This is a genomic window from Achromobacter sp. F4_2707 (assembly GCF_047501535.1).
Taxonomy (GTDB): domain Bacteria; phylum Pseudomonadota; class Gammaproteobacteria; order Burkholderiales; family Burkholderiaceae_B; genus Yanghanlia.
Map to the genome: position 1 here is coordinate 194,458 of NZ_JAZDRJ010000005.1, position 20,135 is coordinate 214,592.

18 protein-coding genes are annotated in these 20,135 nt (G+C 58.2%); 10 read left to right on the forward strand and 8 right to left on the reverse strand.

Annotated elements, in window-relative coordinates:
- Window positions 1-112: 112 nt before the first annotated feature.
- From VRY85_RS07020 to ettA, 3 genes are all read right to left on the reverse strand, one after another.
- Complete coding sequence (locus tag VRY85_RS07020; protein WP_414597893.1) at window positions 113-337, reverse strand: glycine zipper 2TM domain-containing protein; 225 nt, start codon at window positions 335-337, stop codon at window positions 113-115.
- Between the two features lie 126 nt (window positions 338-463).
- Window positions 464-1,021, reverse strand: coding sequence for an isochorismatase family protein (locus tag VRY85_RS07025; RefSeq protein WP_414597894.1), 558 nt, complete (start codon window positions 1,019-1,021; stop codon window positions 464-466).
- A 36-nt stretch (window positions 1,022-1,057) separates the two neighbouring features.
- Entirely contained in the window at window positions 1,058-2,731 is a 1,674-nt protein-coding gene (gene ettA, locus VRY85_RS07030; protein ID WP_414597895.1) for an energy-dependent translational throttle protein EttA, read from the reverse strand.
- A 214-nt stretch (window positions 2,732-2,945) separates the two neighbouring features.
- On the opposite strand from ettA, the gene VRY85_RS07035 reads away from it, so the two are divergent.
- Entirely contained in the window at window positions 2,946-3,479 is a 534-nt protein-coding gene (locus VRY85_RS07035; protein ID WP_414597896.1) for a hypothetical protein, read from the forward strand.
- 11 nt (window positions 3,480-3,490) lie between these two features.
- Here VRY85_RS07035 and VRY85_RS07040 read toward each other — a convergent pair whose 3' ends face one another.
- Window positions 3,491-4,414, reverse strand: coding sequence for a glycosyltransferase family 2 protein (locus tag VRY85_RS07040; protein WP_414597897.1), 924 nt, complete (start codon window positions 4,412-4,414; stop codon window positions 3,491-3,493).
- Window positions 4,415-4,598: 184 nt separating this feature from the next.
- Window positions 4,599-4,727, reverse strand: a complete 129-nt coding sequence (locus VRY85_RS07045) for a hypothetical protein (protein ID WP_414597898.1) — start codon at window positions 4,725-4,727, stop codon at window positions 4,599-4,601.
- A 129-nt stretch (window positions 4,728-4,856) separates the two neighbouring features.
- Here VRY85_RS07045 and uvrA point away from each other — a divergent pair, with 129 nt between their 5' ends.
- Together uvrA and VRY85_RS07055 are read left to right on the forward strand one after the other, a co-directional pair.
- Window positions 4,857-10,640 carry an excinuclease ABC subunit UvrA gene (uvrA, locus tag VRY85_RS07050; RefSeq protein ID WP_414597899.1) on the forward strand — a complete coding sequence of 1,928 codons (5,784 nt, stop codon included), beginning with the start codon at window positions 4,857-4,859 and terminating at the stop codon, window positions 10,638-10,640.
- On the forward strand, window positions 10,637-11,347 hold the full coding sequence (locus VRY85_RS07055; protein ID WP_414597900.1) for an aminotransferase class IV: 711 nt from the start codon (window positions 10,637-10,639) through the stop codon (window positions 11,345-11,347). The genes uvrA and VRY85_RS07055 overlap by 4 nt, the downstream gene beginning before the upstream one ends.
- A gap of 4 nt (window positions 11,348-11,351) precedes the next feature.
- Here the strand turns inward: VRY85_RS07055 and VRY85_RS07060 are convergent, their stop codons facing one another.
- A complete protein-coding gene (locus VRY85_RS07060; RefSeq protein ID WP_414597901.1) occupies window positions 11,352-12,188 on the reverse strand; it encodes a ThiF family adenylyltransferase in 837 nt (278 codons plus the stop codon).
- Between the two features lie 71 nt (window positions 12,189-12,259).
- Between VRY85_RS07060 and VRY85_RS07065 the strand changes: the two genes are divergently transcribed.
- The 7 genes from VRY85_RS07065 (at window position 12,260) to VRY85_RS07095 (ending at window position 19,351) form a co-directional block, all read left to right on the forward strand.
- On the forward strand, window positions 12,260-12,889 hold the full coding sequence (locus tag VRY85_RS07065; protein WP_414597902.1) for a gamma-glutamylcyclotransferase: 630 nt from the start codon (window positions 12,260-12,262) through the stop codon (window positions 12,887-12,889).
- Window positions 12,890-12,935: 46 nt separating this feature from the next.
- The gene (pdxH, locus tag VRY85_RS07070; RefSeq protein WP_414597903.1) at window positions 12,936-13,568 is read left to right on the forward strand and encodes a pyridoxamine 5'-phosphate oxidase; all 633 of its coding nucleotides are present in this window, start codon (window positions 12,936-12,938) and stop codon (window positions 13,566-13,568) included.
- Window positions 13,569-13,613: 45 nt separating this feature from the next.
- Window positions 13,614-14,135 carry a flavin reductase family protein gene (locus VRY85_RS07075; protein WP_414597904.1) on the forward strand — a complete coding sequence of 174 codons (522 nt, stop codon included), beginning with the start codon at window positions 13,614-13,616 and terminating at the stop codon, window positions 14,133-14,135.
- Between the two features lie 53 nt (window positions 14,136-14,188).
- Window positions 14,189-15,313, forward strand: a complete 1,125-nt coding sequence (locus VRY85_RS07080; RefSeq protein WP_414597905.1) for an NAD(P)/FAD-dependent oxidoreductase — start codon at window positions 14,189-14,191, stop codon at window positions 15,311-15,313.
- Between the two features lie 166 nt (window positions 15,314-15,479).
- Window positions 15,480-16,322, forward strand: coding sequence for an SH3 domain-containing protein (locus VRY85_RS07085; RefSeq protein WP_414597906.1), 843 nt, complete (start codon window positions 15,480-15,482; stop codon window positions 16,320-16,322).
- Window positions 16,323-16,335: 13 nt separating this feature from the next.
- Window positions 16,336-18,324 carry a hypothetical protein gene (locus VRY85_RS07090; protein ID WP_414597907.1) on the forward strand — a complete coding sequence of 663 codons (1,989 nt, stop codon included), beginning with the start codon at window positions 16,336-16,338 and terminating at the stop codon, window positions 18,322-18,324.
- 19 nt (window positions 18,325-18,343) lie between these two features.
- Window positions 18,344-19,351, forward strand: a complete 1,008-nt coding sequence (locus VRY85_RS07095) for a hypothetical protein (RefSeq protein WP_414597908.1) — start codon at window positions 18,344-18,346, stop codon at window positions 19,349-19,351.
- 51 nt (window positions 19,352-19,402) lie between these two features.
- Here VRY85_RS07095 and VRY85_RS07100 read toward each other — a convergent pair whose 3' ends face one another.
- Window positions 19,403-19,723, reverse strand: coding sequence for a gamma-glutamyltransferase (locus tag VRY85_RS07100; RefSeq protein ID WP_414597909.1), 321 nt, complete (start codon window positions 19,721-19,723; stop codon window positions 19,403-19,405).
- A partial coding sequence (locus VRY85_RS07105; RefSeq protein WP_414597910.1) for an integrase core domain-containing protein occupies window positions 19,720-20,135 on the reverse strand: 416 nt, incomplete at its 5' end. The genes VRY85_RS07100 and VRY85_RS07105, both read right to left, overlap by 4 nt.

Below are 20,135 nucleotides of genomic sequence, written 5' to 3' on the forward strand. Positions count from 1 at the left end.
CCGGGCTTGATCAAGGCCACATGATAATTCATGCAAAAAAAAGCCGGCTCGTAAAGAACCGGCGAGGGGAAGTTACTCTGCAGCCTTGGAGATTACCGTGGCTTAGCAGCCTTTAACGCTTGCCAACTTGGTCGCCAATGACGCCGCCAATGGCAGCTCCACCTACGGTGCCTAGCACGCCGCCACCCGAAATGGCTGCGCCGGCCACACCACCGATGCCTGCGCCGGTTACCGTGGCTTTTTGACGGCTACTCATGCTGTCCCAACTGGAACAGCCTGCCATCGTGACAGCCAGAATCGCTACCGCGCCCAAACGAACTAGCTTTTGCGTTTTCATTTTGGTACTCCATGTTGCTAAATCGATGTGGATACCTTACCGCAGGATGTACTTCGAAGGGTTTTCGAAAACCACCCAAGTAGTAAGTAGCAGAAACAATTGTATCTGCCACCGTGAAAGGCCGGTCTATTCAGGAATATTCTTGATAAGGGCCAGCACATCGCGAAACTGTGGATGACGCGCCGAACCCAGCCACTCGAACATGGCCATTTCGCTGCTGGCCACATTGCCGCCGCTGGCAAGCCAGCGCTGCAAGGCAGCCGCCCGGTCGCTTTCACGGCGTGAACCCACGCAGTCGCTTAACAACCAGGGCGTGAGACCCGCCTGAGCCAGCCCCAATGCTGTCTGCAGTACGCAAACATGGGCTTCCGTGCCAATTACCACCACATTGTGGCGCCCCACCGGAAGCTGCTCCACAAACCCCGTTTCACGGGTGGCGTTGAAGTGTTCTTTATACAGAACCAAATCGGTGTAACCCGCCAGACGCGGGTCTGTTGCACCGATTTTCTCAACACAGTGTTCTGTTGCGACCACCGGCACGCCTAAGATGCGGGCGGCTGATAGCAAGCGCTCAGCGCGTGCTACCAGCAGATCGCTGTCGTGGATGGCAGGCAACATTTTCTCCTGCATATCGACCAGCAACACCATGGAGTCGTGAGCGGCAAGAATACGGGGTTTCTGCATGGTGGGGCCTCCTGTTGCGGGTGGTTTTCGGGTGGGTTATTTCAACGGCTTGTAGCGCAGGCGACGCGGCTTGGCGGCTTCTTCGCCCAGACGCTGCTTCTTGTCGGCCTCGTATTCCTGGTAGTTACCTTCAAAGAACACCACCTGGGAATCGCCTTCAAAAGCCAGGATATGCGTGGCAATACGATCAAGAAACCAGCGGTCGTGGCTGATAACCAGAACCGTGCCTGCAAACTCCAGCAAAGCATCTTCCAGCGCACGCAAGGTTTCGACATCCAGGTCGTTGGAAGGTTCGTCAAGCAGCAGAACGTTCCCGCCCTTGCTTAAGGTGCTGGCCAAGTGCAGACGTCCGCGTTCACCGCCGGATAATTTGCCCACCGTCTTGTTCTGGTCGCCGCCGCGGAAGTTGAAGCGCCCCAGATAGGCCCGCGCAGGCATTTCAAAACGCCCCACGGTAATGAGGTCGGAACCGTCGGAAATCGCTTCAAACACGGTTTTGTCGTCGGGCAGGTTATCGCGCGACTGGTCGACATAGGCCAATTGCACCGTCTGGCCGATCTTGACTTCACCACTATCGGGCTGTTGCTGTCCGGCAATCATGCGGAACAACGTAGATTTGCCCGCGCCGTTGGGGCCGATGATGCCGACAATGGCGCCAGCCGGAATACGGAAGCTGAGGTCATCGATGAGCAGTCGATCACCGAATGCCTTGCTGACATTCACAAACTCAATCACCTCATTACCCAGGCGTTCAGCCACGGGGATGAAGATTTCCTGAGTCTCGTTGCGCTTCTGGTACTCGTGCGAAGACAGTTCCTCAAAGCGCGACATGCGGGCCTTGGCCTTGGCCTGCCGGCCCTTGGGGTTCTGACGCACCCATTCGAGTTCTTTCTGGATGGTGCGCTGGCGGGCGGATTCCGCCGCCTCTTCCTGCTTCAGGCGATTTTCTTTTTGTTCCAGCCAGGAGGTGTAATTGCCCTTCCAAGGGATGCCATGGCCCCGGTCAAGTTCGAGAATCCATTCGCAGGCGTTATCCAGGAAGTAGCGGTCGTGCGTGACGGCCACCACGGTGCCCGGAAAACGCTCCAGAAACTGTTCCAGCCATTCCACGCTTTCCGCATCAAGGTGGTTAGTGGGCTCGTCCAGCAGCAGCATATCCGGCTTGGACAGCAGCAAGCGGCATAGCGCCACGCGACGCTTTTCACCACCGGACAAATTGGCTACGGAAGCGTCCCAAGGCGGCAGGCGCAAGGCATCGGCAGCGATTTCCATCTGATGTTCAATATCGTCGGAACCACTGGACGCAGCTGCGGCAATAATAGCTTCCAGCTCGCCTTGTTCGGTCGCCAATGCGTCGAAATCGGCGTCCGGCTCGGAATAGGCGGCATAAACTTCATCGAGGCGTTTGCGGGCCTGGAATACTTCGCCCAAGCCCTCTTCCACCGACTGGCGCACAGTGTGTTCGGGGTTAAGCACCGGCTCTTGCGGCAAATAGCCGATCTTGATGCCCGGCATGGGGATGGCTTCCCCTTCGATCTCGGTATCAATGCCGGCCATGATGCGCAGCAAGGTGGACTTGCCGGAACCATTCAGCCCCAGCACGCCGATTTTGGCGCCGGGAAAGAAGGAAAGAGAGATGTCACGCAAAATCTGACGCTTGGGCGGCACGATTTTGCCCACGCGATTCATGGAAAAGACGTATTGGGCCATATACCAGAAAAAAGTTGAAAAGGCGGCCACCAGCGGCACGCCGGATGATCAAGAGTAATTGTGATTGTAGGCCGGGCCAGTGGAAAATGCCTGACATCCGCATTTCATGCCCGCCTAGCACCCGAAACGACACAACAAAACGAAAGCGTGCCGTGAGAACCGCCTGCCACGATTCGCACACTAAAATGGAGGGTGTGAATAAAGGAAGCCGCAAATGACCTCTGTACCTGATCTGACCTTCACCCAGGAAGAAATCGAACTAATTGGCCACACCGCCGACGCCATGAGCGCTTATATGGGCAAGCCAGTCATTGCCGAAATCATGGATAGTGAAGACACAGGCGCCGAGTGGGTTGCCTTCGGCGTGCCGTTGGATGTCAACGATGAAGTCGACGAAGAGGCCATGGTGGTCATACAGTTGGGCGGCCCCGGTGCGCGCTTTGCAGGCAACCGTGGCGGCCTGGGCGCCGGCAACGATGTCTACAGCTGCGAATGCTTGTGGATCATCCAGTTATCTGATGAAGAAGACGGGCGCTATATGAAGGTGGAGCCGCTGCATCAGGAATATGAGGCCGGCAACGACCTCCGGGAACTGCTGCCGTTTAATGTCAGCAACGACAATCTGGAGCCCCCGGCGGACGACGATGACGAGGGCATCGACGAAGAAGACGCTGAACAAGACGACGAAGCCCGCCGCATGGATCAGCTTTTGGACAGCCTGCCGCCTGCATCAAAACGTTTGCATTAACCCGCTACACCTTACATGCGCACGCGGTCGCGCATGTATAGCGCTGCTCCTACCGGCCACATCGCATACACCAGCAAACGTGACGCCGCCCCTTTCAAGCTGCGCCCACGCGGCTGCGGCAAGCTGGCCGCCCGCAAGTGCAGGTAGAAACGCGTGTAACGCGCTGCCGCCATCAGGAAAGCACGTGGCCGGTAACGGAACCAGGGCAAACATTCGACCACGGTATCCTGCGCCAGCAACCACAGCCCCAAGGCGTGTTGGTGACCATCGCGCTGGCGCGACAAAGAATCGCTGCTATCGTAGTAAACGCGGAACACCTTGTTCACAAACCGGGTCATGTACCCGGCCCGCGCAATCGCCCGCCACACCAGGCTTTCGGGAACAAAGCCGGCAATTTCTTCAGGGAAAGGAAACTTCAGCAGGACTTCAGTCCGCATACAGCCGAACTTTTCCCCCGACACATGATATTTGAACGTCATGTCCAGGGCCGTGGCATCCACAACGTCTTGAGGGTAACGATCACCGACAATGGTGCCGTCTGGTCGGGCGCAAAGCCCCGTGATGGCCACATAGCGGTCACGTTCTTCTTCGGGAATACCGTGCCAGATTGACATCATGGAGGCCAGGGCGTCTTTTTCCAGGGTGTCGTCGCTGTCCAGCGCCACGACCAGTTCACCCGACGCCTTACGCACACCACGATTGAACGCTGTTTTCTTGTGCAGGTTTTTCTGCCAGACATAATGGATGGGAAAACGCGCTTCGCGCTGCCATTCCAACACCATGGCCCGGGTACTGTCAGTCGACCCGTCATCGACGATAACCCATTCGAAATCCTGCCATGTCTGTTCGCGCAAAGAAGCATAGACCCGGCCCAGAGTATGGGCCCGGTTATACGTCGGCGTCACGACAGTGAACAGGGGGCTTTTTGATGACATGACACAAAAAAAAGGCTGGCAATGAGCCGATAATAGGTCAAAAAAAAACCGCAGATGTGAATCTACGGTTTTAATTGCCTAACTTACAATTAGCCACAGGCCTCCCCCTGGGGAAGCTGTAAAAAATGGCAAGCAGGCGGCGCCAAGAAAGGTATGTTCTAAGCGCCTGATACTTACTTCAAGCTTAAGCGCGCTTCACTTTTTCGAGCATTTTGAAGACGCCCTTGGGGGAGCCTACGAAAAGACGCTTGAAAGCCTTGCCCAGGCAACGACGTTCAAGGGTATTACGACGCGTACGTTTGATTTCTGCCATGATGATCTCCGCTATGAATCTTTGCCACAACCAGACTGGCTAGAACACAGCCTGTGGATAAACTGGGGGCGAATCCGCCATTTTAACCCAAAACCCGCCACACCCGAAAAGACCATTATCATTTACCCCATGAGCTCCCACATCCGCATCTTCGGCGCCCGCCAGAACAACCTCAAGAATCTTGATGTTTCCTTTGATACCGGCACATTCACCGTGATTACGGGCGTATCGGGTTCGGGCAAGAGTTCACTGGCCTTCGACACCCTGTACGCAGAAGGGCAGCGACGCTACGTCGAAACCTTTTCCCCCTATGCGCGTCAGTTTCTTGACCGCATGGACAAGCCGCAGGTTGAGCGGATAGAGGGAATATTGCCCGCCATTGCAATCGACCAAGTCAACCCGGTGCGGAATTCGCGCAGCACCGTGGGCACCATGACGGAGCTCAACGACCACCTTAAGCTGCTTTACGCACGTCTGGGAAAGCTGTTCTGCCGTTGCTGTGCACGCCCTGTGAAGCGCGATGACCCGGAATCTATCAGCCAAGATCTCGCCTTACAGGCTGGCCAACATGGTGACCCGCGTCTCGTCATCACGTTCCCCATCGCGATTCCTGCCAATTTCACCGAGGAAGAAGTCCGGGGCTTTCTCGACCAGCAGGGTTATGTTCGCATTCATCACGAAGAAACCCGCGAGCGCCCGGTGGAGCCCGTCTCAAATGGCAAAAACGCCAAAAAAGGCGGCGGCAAAAAAACCGCACAAACGGAACAACAGCGTATTCTGCATGTGGTGCAAGATCGTTTCCGCTATGGCAACGCCGAAGCGCAGCGCGTCATGGAGGCGCTCGACACCGCCCTTAAGCAAGGCGACGGCCATATCACCATTCATGCTCTAAACGACGAAGGCGGAGACGCTGCTGTGTGGCGCTACAGCAACCGGCTGCATTGCGCCCAGTGCGATATCGAATACAGCACTCCCTTGCCCAGCACGTTTTCTTTCAATTCCCCCTTGGGCGCGTGCGAACACTGTCGCGGTTTCGGGCGTGTTATGGGCATTGACTACGACCTGGTGGTTCCCGACGAGCGTAAAACGTTGAGAGAGGGTTGTGTGCGCCCCTGGCAGACACCCAGTTACAAGGAATGCCAGGTTGAGCTCGAACGCTATGCAGGGCCAGCTGGCGTGCGGCTGGATACGCCCTGGAAAGACCTGGATGAACACGAACGGCAATGGGTGATCCAGGGCGACCCGCTCTGGAAGGGGGGCAACGTTGCCTGGAAAACCCAGTGGTACGGAGCACAACGCTTTTTCGACTGGCTGGAGTCGCGCAGCTACAAAATGCACGTGCGCGTGTTGCTTTCAAAGTATCGCAGCTACACGCCCTGCCCGGCCTGCGGCGGCGCCCGCCTGAAGCCGGATGCCACCTTATGGCGGCTGGGCGGCCACTTGTCGCCCGACATCGAAGGCGGGCGCCCGCGTTTTCTGCCCGTCCATGCACGCTGGTCTGAAGACACCTTAAACAACTTGCCCGGGCTGGGCGTGCACGACCTCATGCGTCTGCCCATTGAGCGCGTGCGTAGCTTCTTCAATGCATTGACATTCGGCGCCCGCATGGATGCCGCGCTGGATCTGCTGCTCACCGAAGTGCGGGCCCGGCTGAAGTTTCTATGCGATGTCGGCCTGGGCTACCTGTCGCTCGACCGCCAGAGCCGCACTTTATCCGGGGGCGAAGTCCAGCGCATTAACCTCACAACGGCGCTTGGCACGTCGCTGGTGAATACGCTGTTCGTACTGGATGAACCCTCCATCGGCCTGCACCCGCACGACATGCATCGCATCGTCCAGGTCATGCACAGGTTGCGCGATAACGGCAACAGCCTGGTGGTAGTGGAGCACGACCCGCAAGTCATGGTGGCAGCCGACCGAATTATCGACATGGGGCCGGGGCCGGGCGAACGCGGCGGCCAAATCGTATTCGACGGCTCACCGGACACCCTGCGCTCTGCCAACACCCTGACCGGCCGCTACTTAGGGGGCCACTTAAGCGTGGAAGCGCCGCGCCCGCAGCCTGTGGCTGACAACACCCCCCGGCTGATTCTGGAAGGTGTGCGCGCCAACAACCTGAAGAATATTTCCGTCTACATCCCCTTAGGCCGCCTGGTGTGCATTACCGGCGTATCGGGTTCAGGAAAGTCCACCCTGGTTCAGGATGTCCTTTACCCGGCCATGTTGAAGAAACTGGGGCGGCCCACCGACGCACCGGGCGAATACGACCGCCTGCTGGGGGATGACCGCCTCTACGATGTCACACTGGTAGACCAAACCCCCATCGGTAAAACTGCCCGTTCTAACCCCGCCAGCTATGTCGGCGCCTTTGATGCCATCCGCAAGCTGTTCACCCAGGCACCGCTAGCCAAGCAACGCGGCTACACCCCCGGCACGTTCAGCTTTAACAGCGGCGACGGGCGCTGCCCCACCTGCGGCGGCACAGGGTTCGAACACGTGGAAATGCAGTTTCTTTCCGACGTCTATCTGCGCTGCCCGGATTGCGACGGCAAGCGCTTTCGCCCGGAAATCCTTGAAGTCAGGTTGGAGCACTTGGGCCGCACGGCATCCATCGATGAAGTGCTGGAAATGACAGTCAACGAAGCGCTGGAGTTCTTTTCCGGCCTGCGTGATGTCCAGCGTGCTCTGGCCCCCCTAGCCGACGTCGGTCTGGAATACCTGCGCCTGGGTCAGCCCGTACCCACGCTGTCGGGCGGCGAGGCGCAACGCCTTAAGTTGGCCGGCCACTTGGTGGAAACCAAGTCCGACGCCAAAGGTTTGGCAGTGAAGGGCAAACTATTCCTGTTCGACGAACCCACCACCGGCCTGCACTTCGATGATGTGGCGCGGCTCATGCGGGCCTTCCGTCGACTACTTGCGGGCGGCCACAGTTTGCTGGTTATCGAACACAACCTGGATGTCGTGCGCGCATCGGACTGGGTGATCGACCTTGGCCCGAATGGCGGCGAACAAGGCGGCCAAGTCGTGGGGGCCGGCACACCTGACGATTTGATGGCGATTACAGAATCCCACACCGGCCAGGCATTGAAAGAGTACGCCGACACCATTATCCGAGCCGGCGCAGAGGCGGCCGGGCATCAGGCCGGTGCGACATTAGCGGCCACTCCCCCGTACTCCGTCGCCGAACCGGCACACACCTACGCCAACCACATTGATGACGATGCCGACGGCAGCCCCTTGCAAAGCATTCTGCGACGCCGCCGCGCCGGGCAGAAGAATATCGACATACTGAACGCACGGGAACACAATCTGAAAGGCGTGGATGTCAGTATTCCGCGCGACACGTTTACGGTTATTACCGGTGTATCGGGCTCAGGGAAATCCACCCTGGCCTTCGACATCCTCTTTAACGAGGGCCAACGGCGCTACCTGGAGTCGCTCAACGCGTATGCCCGCGCCATCGTGCAACCTGCGGGCAAGCCCGATGTTGACGCCATCTACGGCATTCCGCCTACGGTGGCGATTGAACAGCGCACCAGCCGTGGGGGGCGAAAATCCACCGTCGCCACCATGACGGAAATCCACCATTTCCTGCGCCTGCTATACATGAAGTTGGGCACGCAATACTGCCCGCACTGCGATATTCCAGTCGAGCCGCAAAAGGCCGAGCAAATTGTCGCCCATATCATGCAGCACTACGCGGGCCGCCATATCGGCGTACTCGCTCCGCTGGTGAAAGCCCGCAAGGGTTATTACACCGACTTGGCTAAATGGGCCGGCGCACGCGGCCACAGCCACTTGCGGGTGGATGGCGAGTTCATCGCAATCAGCCCCTGGCCACGCCTGGATCGCTACAAGGAACACACCATAGAACTGCCGGTGGCTGATCTCATCGTGGACGCGCGCAATGAGCGCGAACTGCGCACAGCCGTTTCGACTGCGCTGGAGCACGGCCAGGGCACGCTGAGCATTCTGATCGACCTGACTAAAGAAGCCGCCACACTGGACGAACGCCGTGCCCAAGGCGTGTCAGCCGATGCCACCGTCCAGCAGTTTTCGGCCAAACGCGCCTGCCCGAGTTGCGGCCTGAGCTTTCCTGAGCCCGACCCACGCATGTTTTCGTACAACTCCAAGCATGGGTGGTGCACGAGCTGCTATGGCACAGGCCAGAAACTGGCGGGTTTTGACGCTGAACAAACCGGTGAGGAAACCAGTTGGAACGCAGGCTACGAAGGCACGGAAGAAGCCTGCCCAAGCTGCCATGGCGCACGGCTCAACCCCGTGTCGCTGGCCGTGCGTTGGCGTGACCGCTCCATCGCTGAACTGGCCTGCCTGCCCGTCACCGAAGCGCGTTCCTTCTTTACTGGGCTGGTCCTGCGAGGCCGTGAAGGGGAAATCGCCCGTGACATCCTGAACGAAATCCGCGGCAGGCTGAACTTCATGCTCAAAGTGGGCCTGGGGTATCTGGCGTTGAATCGCGCCGCACCCACGCTTTCCGGCGGCGAAGCCCAGCGCATCCGCCTGGCGGCCCAACTAGGCTCCAACCTGCAAGGCGTGTGCTATGTGCTGGACGAACCCACCATCGGCCTGCACCCGCGCGACAACCGCATACTGCTTGATGCGCTCGCTCTGCTGGAGGGCAATGGCAATACGCTGGTGGTGGTGGAACACGACGAAGACACCATTCGCCGCGCCTCCCATGTGATCGACATGGGGCCGGGTGCAGGGGTGCGGGGTGGAACGGTAGTCGCTGAGGGCACAGTGCAACAGCTGATGGAACACCCGCAATCCCTTACCGGGCGCTATTTGCGTCAGCCACTTCAACACCCGCTCAGGCCGCGCCGTGATATTGACGCCGACACCCCTGTGATCGAAGTCCACGGCGCACGGCTGCACAATCTGCGCGATGCCTCCGCCCGCATACCAATCGGCCGCCTCAGCGTTGTTACCGGCGTGTCGGGCTCAGGGAAGTCCACCCTGGCGCGCGAAGTACTGTTGGAGAATCTTTTCCGCGCAGTCAGCGAGCGCGCCGAACCTGCCTGGAGCGGTTGCCGGCAGATTACCGGTTGGGAAGCCATTGAACGCGTGCTGGAAGTCGACCAGACGCCCATCGGCAAAACGCCCCGCTCCTGCCCAGCCACCTATGTAGGTTTCTGGGATGACGTACGCAAACTTTTCGCCAGCACCCGCGACGCCAAGCTACGCGGCTGGACGGCCTCTCGCTTTTCATTCAACACCGGCCAGGGCCGCTGCCCCATTTGCGAAGGCCAGGGCCTGCGCACATTGGAAATGTCCTTTCTGCCAGACATCAAAGTGCCCTGCGACGCCTGCGAAGGGCAGCGTTTCAACCGCGACACTTTGAATGTGACGTGGCGCGATCTGTCTGCGGGCGATGTGCTGGCTATGGAAGTGGACGACGCCATTGGCCACTTCGCCGCCCACCCGCGCATTCTGCGCCCCTTGCAGCTTATGCAGGATGTCGGCCTGGGTTATCTGACACTAGGCCAGCCATCACCCACTTTGTCGGGCGGGGAAGCGCAACGCATTAAGCTCGTTACCGAACTTGCCAAGGCGCGGCTGGACGAAGGCATCACTCGTGGGGGCCGCGCCTCGCGCCTGCCGCACACTCTGTATGTGCTGGACGAGCCCACCGTGGGCCTTTCCATCGCCGACGTGGAAAAGCTTATCCATGTGCTGCACCGGCTGGTGGATGCGGGCAACACCGTGGTGGTGATCGAACATAATCTGGACATCATTGCCGAAGCCGACTGGATTGTTGATCTCGGCCCGGAAGGCGGCAGCGAAGGCGGGCAGGTGGTGGCTCAAGGCGCGCCGGAACACCTCATGGACAGGCGCAAGCAATCACATACCGGCGCGGCGTTGCATGAGTTCATGAAGGAAGCCAAGTCATGACGCTGCGCAAAGGCCAGGCTGCTGCAGCAAGGCCGCCTACCGCTTCCGAACCTGCCGCCCCGCCCAGCCTCATTGAAACCATGCGGATGGAGCCCGGAGGCCTCCTTCCCTTGCTGCCCGGCCATCTTGAGCGCTTGCAAGATTCCAGCGCCGCGCTGGGCTACGCCTGTCCATCCGAGCAGGAGATCCGCCAGCGCATCACACAGGCCACTGCCGGCCTGGATGCCGGGTGTTGGTGGCGGCTGCGTCTGCTGCTTTCAGCCAACGGCGACCTGAATCTGGAAACCGCGCCGCTTGAACCACCGAAGCCCCCGCTGCAAGTAGTAGTGCAAGGCCCCCGCATGAGCGGTGCGCAAGACTGGTTGCTGCACAAGACCACCCACCGCCCCTGGTATGAAGGGGCAGCGCAATGGCTGGCGGAACACCCGGGTGTGTTCGATGTGCTGTACTGGAATGACGCGGGCGAAATGTGCGAAGGCAGCCGCAGCAACCTGTATATGCAAAACGCGCAAGGCAGATGGCTGACCCCCAATCTGGAAAGCGGCGCCCTACCCGGCGTTCAGCGCCAAGCGCTGCTGCGTGCAGGGCTGGTGTCAGAAGCCCGCATTACCCGCGAGGACTTCCTGCAGGCAAAGGCCATCCGCATCTCCAACGCCCTGCGTGGCTGGTGCGATGGCGTGATTATTGCCCCCTGCCGCCAAGGGTAAAAACTCAAGTGATGGCGGGGGTGTATTGCCCATGCAACAGCCAGTGCGTCGCCTCATCGGCTGCAGCCAAACCCATGGCAGCCGTTACCATGACGACAGAGCCATAGCCCGCGCAGGACAACCCCTGTGGAGCACCCGTGCCCCCGGCAGCTTGCGTTTCAGCAGACCAGGCTGCGGGCAAAATGGCGGGCTGGTCGAACCACAATACCCGCACCCCCATGCGGGGCACCCGCTTAAGCGCCTTGCCCGCCGCATCCGCCCCACGTGGAAAGCCGTGCTGACGCCGCAAGGTATTGCGTAACCGAGACAGTAAAGCATCGTTCACGGCCTGTGAGAGATCGCCGCTACGTAACGCCAAGGGGCGGGTTTTACCGCCTGCTCCGCCGCACACCACCAACGCTTGTTTACGCTGGCGGGATTGCAGAATCAGCGCGATTTTGGCTGACGCTTGATCCGTGCAATCCACCACGACATCCGCATCGTCGGGCACAACGTCCTGCACGTTCTCTGGCGAGACGAAATCGTCCACGCATTCCACTACACAGTGGGGGTTGATATCTGCGATACGCTGCGCCATGGCTGCAACTTTGGACTGCCCCAACGTGCTGCCTAGTGCATGGATCTGGCGATTGACATTGGATTCAGCGACATGATCAAGGTCGATCAGGGTCAGCTTGCCCACACCACAACGCGCCAGTGCTTCCGCGCACCAGGAACCCACGCCGCCAATTCCGGCCACCACGACATGGCCTTCGCGCAGACGCGCAAAACCGCCCGCACCGTAAAGGCGGTCAAGCCCACCGAAACGGCGTTCGGCGTCGATAAAACAATTGTTATCCATAGAGACTGGATTTTAGCTGCTCTACAATAGATCACTACGAACTTTTGCTTCTCTGCGCACGCCTACGGAAAGTGGATACACAGTCGCCCCTTATCACCGCTCCCGCAGCCTCCAGTTTCCGGCTGCTCACCAATGCCGAAAGGCAAGCCTCGTTGCAAGCCACTATGGCTGCGTTGCCACCCGGGCGAGACATCTGGATCTACGGATACGGTTCACTCATATGGCGGCCCGAGTTCGACTACTTAGAACGGCGCCACGCCTTGCTGTACGGCTACCACCGCGCACTGTGCCTGTGGTCGCGCGTCAATCGCGGCACACCAGAAAAACCTGGCCTAGTTTTTGGGCTGGATATCGGGGGCTCATGCCGCGGCGTGGTGTTTCGCATCAACCCCGACCAAGCGCCGGAAATCATGGAAGCGCTGTGGCGCCGTGAAATGCCCAGCGGCGCTTATATACCCCGTTGGCTGAACTGCCGCACCGACCACGGCAACATCAGTGCGCTGACCTTCACCATGAATCGCAACAACGATGCCTACGTGCGCGACCTGCCGCAAGACCACCTGCTGGAAATTGTGCGCAACGCACATGGCACCTACGGGCCATGCATTGATTATGTTCTGGAGACGGCCGATGCGCTCATGAACCATAATATTGTTGATAAACGACTTTCCGCTCTCGCCTTACGCCTGCGGAAAGCCTGATACTGCCTGCTCTTTTTTATTGAATTCCGCCACCGAGAAACCGTTCATGTCCGTCGCTGATATCCGCCAAAAATACGGCAAATTCGAACTCCTGGAAACCGGCATGGCCGACACGCCCACCGAGCAGTTCACCCGCTGGTTCTCCGAAACACTGGAAGCCGGCGTGCCCGAGCCCAACGCCATGACTCTGGCCACCATCGGCGCGGATCAGCGCCCTTCGGCCCGCATTGTGCTGCTCAAGGGTTTCGACGAGCGCGGTTTTGTGTTCTACACCAATTATGAGTCGCGCAAAGGCCACGATCTGGCGGCCCACCCCCACGCCAGTCTGTTGTTTTTCTGGCAACCTCTAGAACGCCAGGTGCGTATAGAAGGCCGCATCGAAAAAACCTCTGCGGAAGAATCCGACGAATACTATCGCAGCCGCCCGCTAGGCTCGCGCATTGGCGCCTGGGTCTCCCCCCAGAGCCAGCCCATCACCCGCAATGCCCTGGAAAGTCGCAATGCCGAGCTCACCAGCTCGATGGGCGACGACCCGGCTCGCCCACCTCACTGGGGTGGTTATCGCGTCGTCCCGCATTATGTGGAATTCTGGCAAGGGCGCCCATCGCGCCTGCACGACCGCCTGGTCTATCGATTGCAGGATAATTCCAACTGGGCCTTAGAGCGGCTGGCTCCATGAAGCTTGGCCGTCCCGCGCTTACTGCGCACAACTTTTGAATCGCTCATGAAACCTTCCCCCCCAGACTTCGATCAGCGCTATTTCCGTTCTGCCCTTGGGCGCTTTGCAACCGGCGTCACCATCGTCACAACGGAAACGGCCGACGGCCGCCCCTGGGGGCTGACAGTCAGTTCCTTCAATTCCGTTTCACTCTCACCGCCAATGGTGTTGTGGTCGCTATCGAAGGAAGCCTCGGCGCTACCGCATTTCTTGGCAGCGCCGCGCTATGTCATTCATGTGTTGTCCGCCAGCCAATTGCTTCTGGCCAAACGTTTTTCCAAAGGCACACAAGAAGAGCGCTTTCACGGGCTGAAGATCAAACGCAGCCCTAACGGCGCACCCATGCTGGCCGACCCGGATACCGCTGCCTGGTTTGAGTGTTTCAACCATGCTCAGCATCCGGCAGGCGATCACACTATCTTTGTCGGCCAGGTCGAACACTGCGAGCGACGCTACAGTCAACCCCTGGTTTACCACGCCGGCGATTTTGACCTCACCCCTACCATTGAGCCTATTTCCGGGCATTAGACAAACAAGGCCGGCTAAACCGCCCGACCTCTTCTGTATATAAAAGTACCTATATGGCAGACATAGACTGTATCGTTATCGGCGCCGGCGTCGTTGGTCTGGCGGTTGCGCGCGAGCTCGCCATGGCGGGTCGGGAAACCTTGGTTGTAGAAGCCGCAGAAGGCATTGGTACAGGAACCAGCGCCCGTAATTCTGAAGTGATTCATGCCGGCATTTATTACCCACAGGGTAGCCTCAAGGCACAGCTGTGTGTGGAAGGCAAACAGTTGCTCTATGAGTACTGTGCCGCAAGGAGCATCCCTCACCAGCGCTTGGGCAAGCTGATTGTTTCTGCGTCCCCAGAACAAACGCAGAAGCTGTCCGACATCGCCCAGCAAGCGCGGCTCAATGGCGTAACCGACCTCTACCAGATCAGTGGTGCTCAGGCACGCGAGCTGGAACCGGCCTTGGTTTGCGACGCCGCCCTGGTGTCGCCTTCCACCGGCATTGTTGATAGCCATGGCCTGATGCTGGCTTTGCAGGGCGATGCGGAAAACGCTGGCGCCCAATGCGTATTTTTCACGCCTTTCCAAAAAGGCCGGGTGCTGGAAAATGGCGAATTTCTACTGTCTTTCGCAGGCGCAGAAGCGATGGAACTTACCGCCCGCTGCGTCATCAACGCTGCAGGTTTGTCGGCACCTTCTGTTGCCCAGCGCCTGACCGGGCAACCTTCCGCTCTGATTCCGACTGCTCACTACTGCAAGGGCAGTTATTTCACCCTGTCAGGGCGCTCACCCTTCAGCCGCCTTATCTACCCTATGCCCGATCACGCAGGGCTTGGCGTACACCTGACGGTAGACCTTGGTGGTCAAGCCAAGTTCGGCCCCGATACGGAGTGGGTCGACAACGAAAACTACGATATCGACCCAAGCCGGGCGGACAGCTTCTACGCCGCCGTGCGGCAGTACTGGCCAGACCTGCCCGATGGCGCACTGCAACCGGGATACACCGGCATCCGACCCAAAATTGTCGGCCCCGGCCAGCCCGCCGCGGATTTTCTCATTGCCGGGCCCGGCACACACGGCGTTGCCGGGTTGGTCAACCTGTTTGGCATTGAATCTCCCGGGTTAACTGCCAGCATGGCAATTGGACGCGAAGTTTTGGTCGCTTTATCGGCCCCGGCGATGCGCAGTGTATAGCTTCCCGCCACAGCCAAAAGACCCGACAAATAAAAACAATTCTCATTAACATTGAACCCCTTAACAAACGTACGCTAATATGTCGCCGCTGCATTGTGCGGCGCAACTCACATTGCGCAGGCTGTTCTGAGCACAGTCTGCGATTCAAAAAGAAGGTCATAGCTGTATGTTAAAGAGCAAAAAGGTATTGGCGACTCTCACCATCGCTTCCGTCGGTCTCTCTGGCTGCGCGACCACCGGCGAATGGGGTTCCAAGCAATCGATCGGAACCGTCATCGGCTCGCTGGGAGGGGCGCTCATTGGCTCGCAAATCGGAGGAGGCACAGGTCGTACAGTCGCCATCATTGCTGCCGCGCTGGCCGGCGGTGCACTCGGAAACTGGATAGGTTCAAATCTCGACAAGAAAGACCAAGAGGCTCTTGCCCTCAGTACGCAACAAGCGTTGGAAAGCGGCAAATCGGTTGCATGGGCGTCTGATCACAGCGGCGCCACCGCCACAATCAAACCCGTCTCCTCAAAGCAGGTGGCACAAACTGCAACCGTTAAACGCTCGGCGCGAATCGCCCGAGTCGACAACCTCTCTGTCATCAATCAACCCTACCAAGCCTTGCGCTCCGCGAATCTGCGCGCTGCTCCGAATACTTCGGCAGAAAAAGTTGGGGGGTTCAGCGTGGGGCAATCCTTCACCGCACTGGGTAAAACAGACAACAACTGGATTGCTGTTGGCCGCCAAGGCGTGACCATCGGCTATGTTCATGCGCCGCTCGTCGGACCAGTCGCCCGCGCCACCGCCGATCAGGCTACCGATCTGGACAGCCTCACCCTTGCCGATGCCCAAGTCCAGGGGTTCGATCTCGATGCCATTGAACCGACTTCTCCCGTCGTCGAGAACGTCGCAGTGCAGACAACCTGCCGCACGGTTCAATATGACATCAAGACAGCTAAAGGGACAGATTCGCGAACAGTAGACGCCTGCCAGGCAACAGATGGCGCTTGGCAAATCGGCTAAACAGTCAATACACATGAAAACTCGACTTCTTTACCTTGCAATTACGGCCGCATTTGCAAGTGGCCCGGTGCATGCAGAAAGCCATCGCCTGGCGTTTTCCAAAGCTGAACAAATCGAAATCTTTGTTGAGCATGATGCAGGCAAGAACTGGTGCTCACCCCATCTCGATTTGCGCGTCTCCTATCAAAGCACCCCCAACCCGGCAGGGCTGGCCGCGCTGATGCCAAAGCTTGGCGCATTGCTTGCGCAGCAATGTGCCGTCGCAGATAGCGTCTCGTGGACAAGTCAGGACTCGCAAGGGAAAACACTCGCCCGTGGTATCAGTTCTAAAGCCACGAATTGGGCGCTGTCTGTCACCCCTGACGCCAGTACGCAAGTTGCCACAACAACCGAACAGCAGGCGGCTCCACAAACTTCAGAATCCGCACCCGCGGCATCAACGGCGGAAGCAGCAGCGCCGGAGGTTGCGGCCTCAGCAACAACCGCCTCGGCCGCAGTGGCCGCCAGCGCAGCAGCACCCACCGCACCTGTGGATGTTGCCGCCGCACAGCGTCCCGCCGAAGCGGCAGCTCCTGCTGCCCCTGCTGCTCCAGCCACTGTCGCCGCCGCACCGCAGGCCGCCCAAGCTGCAGCGCCTACGGCTCCAGCGGCTCCTACTGCTCCTGCGGCTGCAGCGCCTCCTGTTGCTCCTGCGCCCGCCACTTTTGAAGTCAATGGCTGGAAGCCTGAAGGCGATCAACACATCCGTACTGCAGAGAATTTCCTAACTGTGTTGAAAGATCAAAACGGTTGCTCGGTTCTAAGCCGCTTTCAGCTGGGCGACAACGCACAATACCTCTCGCTTTTATCGGAAGGTATGACGTGCGATGCGAATGGTATGGCCACCGGAGAAGGCCAGCTTATCTTGCAACGTTCTGACGGCTCCATCATCAGCCGCACGAACAAAGTGTGGCTCAGAGACGGCGTTCCCTTCAACCAGCCTGTTCAACAGGCTTCGCTGGCCGCCACCAACGGCACAGATAAATTATGGCTGAGCTTAGGCGCCGACGCGGCTTCCCAATCCTATTATTTTTTGCGCACCGAACTGCGTAATTACCGAGGGATTGGGGTGTGGTATGTTGACCCGCAAGTCGACACGCTGACAGCGAATGTTGAAGCCTTTCGCGATGCAGCTCAGATCCAGGCAGCCATCTCGGGCGCGCTTCAAGCGCTTGATGCCCGTGCCCTCCCCCTCACCTCACACGCTCGTCTGGCTTTCTTCGACAAGTATGAAGAAGGCATGGTGAAGAACCAGTTGAACGGTGCTCTATACACGATCGATTCAAGCCGTCGTGTGGATCGCCGCAATCAACGTGCCGGCGACTGGCAATTCAGCCTCAATCGAGGGCGTAATTACGTCTTCGAGCGTGACCAAAGAGAGGCTGAAGAAAAACGCCGCGAAGAACAACGTCTCGCCTATGAAAAGCAACGCGAAGAGCAACGACTTGCCTTTGAAAAACGGCAGGCGTTGCAAAGAGCGAGCTACGAGGCGCAACGCAAACTTCACGCGTATGAAACCCTGGTCAAAGCCTACGAAGACCCCAAATCCGCACTGGCGAATCTTCAGAAAGATGCCTCGTTCAACCTGTTTGGCCGCAGCGGTTACGCCACAATGATGAAAGGCCGGGCTGTCGATGTCCAACTGATCGTGTACGTAAACGGTTCAGATGGCGGCGACGCAAAAGCCAACTGGCCTTACGATCTGCGACTGGTAGGCCACTCTTCGCTGGAAAAGAACTGGTATCTCGTCAAGGGCGAAAGCACGCTCGATACCCGACGTCGCGACAGTGAAGGCCTACCGCTCACGCTGGTGTCTGCCACGCCAGACAACATCACGCCGTGCGCAGAAAAAGGCTGCACAGACCTGATTGAACCGTTGTCCGCCGCCCGTAGGCAATTTGGCGAACCGGACTGGACGCCTGAAATCTCTCAGGAGATTATCGAAAAGGCAGGCCAACTCTAAATTTAATGACATCAGAAAAATGAACTCCAGAACAAAGGCCCTGGCGATCGGCGGCGGCGTTGCTGCCGCAGCCCTGATCGGTTGGATAGTGTTATCCAACATAGCGACAAGCCGCGCTGAAGATGCTCTCTATGAGGTTCTAGACGAGTACAACATCCGACAGAACGTCCATTGGCGAGACTTGTCTGCTTCTCCGTTTGGCAAAGTAGAAATCACAGACCTCTCTATTAACGTCATGGGTAAAACCGTGGCGACCATCGATAACGTAGAGATCGACGACTTCACCAATACCGCAAACAAAAAAAGCATAAGCTTGCAAGCAAAAAACATCGCGAATGCTGAAGGCCTGAGCCCATTGGCCGATACGGAATACCTGCTTGCTAGCGGCATGAGTGAAGCCCCACCGTTCTCACTGAATGCCAAATGGGATTTCGATTTACGCGATGATGAAGGCAAGGTCGAGATTGCTTTCAAGCAACCCAATGCCTTGGAAGGCAAGGTAAGCCTGGAACTCGAAAACATCAAGGTCGTTTCCAATATGCGGCAAAACCTCATGAACGCTTTTAGTAGCGGCTCAATGTTTGGCTCGTCTTCATTATTTGGCACACCTATCTGGATGTTGGGTGCTCAAAGCGCACTCGAAGCGCTGGGCTCAGTTGGCGTACGCAAAGCAGAAGCCAGTGTGAAAGACGACGGCTATGTAGAACGCGCCATCGCCTTACATAAACGCTACGAGATTCCCGTAACTCTTGACGAGAAAAACCCGGATAAGGCTCGGGACAAAATTTACGAGAAAACCATTGATGATCAGGTAGACGCTTGCAAGAAGGCAGCAGATACCCGGTTTAGAAATATTCCCAAGGCCGAGTCAAGCTGCAAGGCGATTGGAAAATTTCTACATGGGAAATCATCGAGCCTGACTTTAAAGAGTCAACCGAACCGGCCCGTCACCCTTTCCACATTCTTTGAAACGGCTTCCAACAGCCCGGATCAAGCTCTTCTTTTAATGGCTCCCGTACTGGATTAAGCCATCCACACCTGTTGCCGCGACATAAAGTCGCGGCAACTTCACGCCCTTTTACTTCCCTGCAGCCAACCCTTCCCGACGGGGATCAGCGCCACCTTGCAAGCTATCCGGTAACCACATCACACCGTGCAAGCCACTGGGGAAATCCACCTCTCGCACTTCGTGGCCCATGGCTTTGAGCGTGGCGATTACCCGGTTTAAGCCCGTACCCCGTTCAATTTCAGTCGCACGATTGCGGCTGCCCATATTCGGCAACTCTATGGCTTGCTGAATGTTTAGATCCCACAGCAAGGAGCCGACCAGAGTTTTGGCTACAAAATTGATGATGGCGCTCCCCCGGTGTTTGTCAACAATGATGTCCGTTTTCTTCATGCCGCGTGATTCAATTCTTGAGGCGCTGCGGCATGTTCCTTCGGCGGGTTTAACCACACCTCACCGACCGGGTTCCAGTCACGCGTATGGCGGCCTTTCCAACGCTGCGGCGTAACGCGTTTCGCTGCTTCGTAGACGCTACGGCGGCGCTCAAGAATTGCGTGCTCCTGCCCAAAATGCCGTTGCGCAGGCGTCACGAACTTGATGCCGCTGTGGCGATGTTCCGTGTTGTACCAGGTCACGAAGCGCAGCACCCACTGGCGGGCCTGGTCAATCGACGCAAACGGCTTCTTTGGGTACGCCGGTGTGTATTTCAGTGTCCTGAACAACGCCTCGGAATAGGGATTGTCGTCACTGACTGCCGGGCGGCTAAATGACGGTACGATACCCAAGCGCTGCAAGGTCGCCAACA